This window comes from Arthrobacter sp. JCM 19049, from assembly GCF_001310435.1.
On record NZ_BAXF01000425.1, the window covers coordinates 1 to 1,863 of the forward strand.

Genomic DNA, 1,863 nt, shown 5'->3' on the forward strand with positions numbered 1-1,863 from the left:
CCCGCGGCGACGGGCACCTTGAGGTTCCCCGTCGCCCGGGTGCGCTTCGCACTGGGTCCGGCCCGGCTGCTGCACGCCCTGGTCCTGGCCCTGGCCGGGGTGCTGGTGCTCAGCGGCTGCGCCTCCATCCCGCGTTCCTCCCCGGTCCAGCAGATCCAGTCCCAGCCCGATGATGAAAGCGATGAGAACTACAGCTTTGACGCGTTGGGGCCGCAGCCGGGCTCCAGTCCGCGCGGCATCGTGGAGGGCTTCTTAGAGGCCGGGGTGTCCCTGGCCCAGGACTACGCGGTGGCGCGCGAGTTCATGACCCCGCAGCTGCAAAACGCCTGGAAGGGCAGCAGCCGCACCCTGGTGTACGACGCCAGCTCGATCATCGAGCGGGGGCGGAAAACCGCTACACCATCCAGCTGGAAATCACCGCCGAGGTCGACGCGAACGGGATCCGCACCGAATACCCCTCCCATTCCACACGGGCGGTGGACGTGGAGCTCAGCGAAATCGACGGGGAATGGCGCATCTCCAAGGCGCCTGACGGGATCATGCTCGAAAGCAGCTTCTTCGAGCGGATCTTCGCCCCGCGCACCCTGTACTTCTACGACGCCAGCTACAAGTACCTGGTCCCGGACATCCGCTGGTTCTCCTCCCGCAGCGGTGCGGCGACCTCCGTGGTCGAGGCCCTGCTGGAGGCCCGGCCCCCTACCTGGAAAACGCGGTCGTCTCCGCGTTCTCCTCGGCCAGCTCCCTGGTGCGCCCGGCGGTCCCGGTCAAGGACGGCACCGCCACGGTGGACCTGAACGCCGAGACCTTCGTGGACAGCACCGACCTGGCCAAGCAGCTGATGCAGCAGCAGCTGGTCGCCTCGCTGGACGAACTGACCTCCGTGGAACGCGTGCAGATGCAGTCCGAGGAAGCGGACGTGAACCTGGAACAGGTGCCGCCGGAATTCGAGAAGGCCGAACGCAACCCCAGCACCCCGGACACGCTGATCGGCATCGACGAGGGGTCCTTGGTCTACGTCAAGGGCGGCAGCGTGATCCCGGTGGGCGGGGTGCCGGACTTGTCCGAATACTCGCCGCGCGACTCGGCGATGTCGCCGGTGGGCAACCGCTACGCGTTCCTGAACGGCAAACGCAGCGCACTGATGACCGTGGATGAAAACGGCCGGGTCCGCCAGGTCGCCACCGGCACCAATTTGCTGCGCCCCTCCATGGATGTGGCCGGGTGGACCTGGACCGCGGATAATTCCGCTAAGACCCCCATCCTGGTGGCCCCCGCCGATCCAGCGGTCTCCGGGGAAACCCGGCCGATCAGCGTGGACTGGCTCAAGGGCCAACAGGTGCAGTCGCTGCGGATTTCCCGGGACGGGGCCCGGGCGCTGCTGGTGGTGCGTGATGGTTCACAGACCCGGGTTCTGGTCAGCGGCGTGGTGCGCGACGCCGACGGGGTGCCCCGGGGACTGAGTGAGCATCCGATGGAGATCTTCCCCAGTGTTCCGGTGAACACCGCGCTGTGGAACTCGGACCAGTCCATCATCGTGGCCAGGTTCAGCCGCACCGAATCGGTGGAAGCCGAGCTGCTGACCTTCTCCTCGGGCTCCGAACCGTTCTCCCCGCTGCTGGGCATGGTGTCCCTGGCCGCCGGCCCCGGCGACCGCCGCCCGGTCTACGCCGGAACCCCGGAGGACCTGCACACCCGGTGGGCAACACCTGGCGCAAGCTCGATGACTTCGCCGCCGACGTGTCCTACCCCGGCTAACCATCCCCAACCGGCCGCCGTGCTGGCACCTGCCGTGCCCGGGCAATGCACACTGGCGCCATGGGTTCCTCGTTGGCGGCCTGGGTGGACCGTGCCCTGTCCTTGACC

The 1,863-nt window shown here is 68.0% G+C and carries 2 protein-coding genes; both read left to right on the plus strand.

What is annotated here, in order from left to right:
- The first annotated feature begins 476 nt into the window (after positions 1 to 476).
- The gene (locus tag JCM19049_RS20890; protein WP_279403181.1) at positions 477 to 794 is read left to right on the plus strand and encodes a hypothetical protein; all 318 of its coding nucleotides are present in this window, start codon (positions 477 to 479) and stop codon (positions 792 to 794) included.
- Positions 746 to 1,861 (plus strand): LpqB family beta-propeller domain-containing protein, encoded by a 1,116-nt coding sequence (locus JCM19049_RS12980; RefSeq protein WP_054821793.1) that lies wholly within the window; start codon positions 746 to 748, stop codon positions 1,859 to 1,861. The genes JCM19049_RS20890 and JCM19049_RS12980 overlap by 49 nt, the downstream gene beginning before the upstream one ends.
- The last annotated feature ends 2 nt before the right edge of the window (positions 1,862 to 1,863 follow it).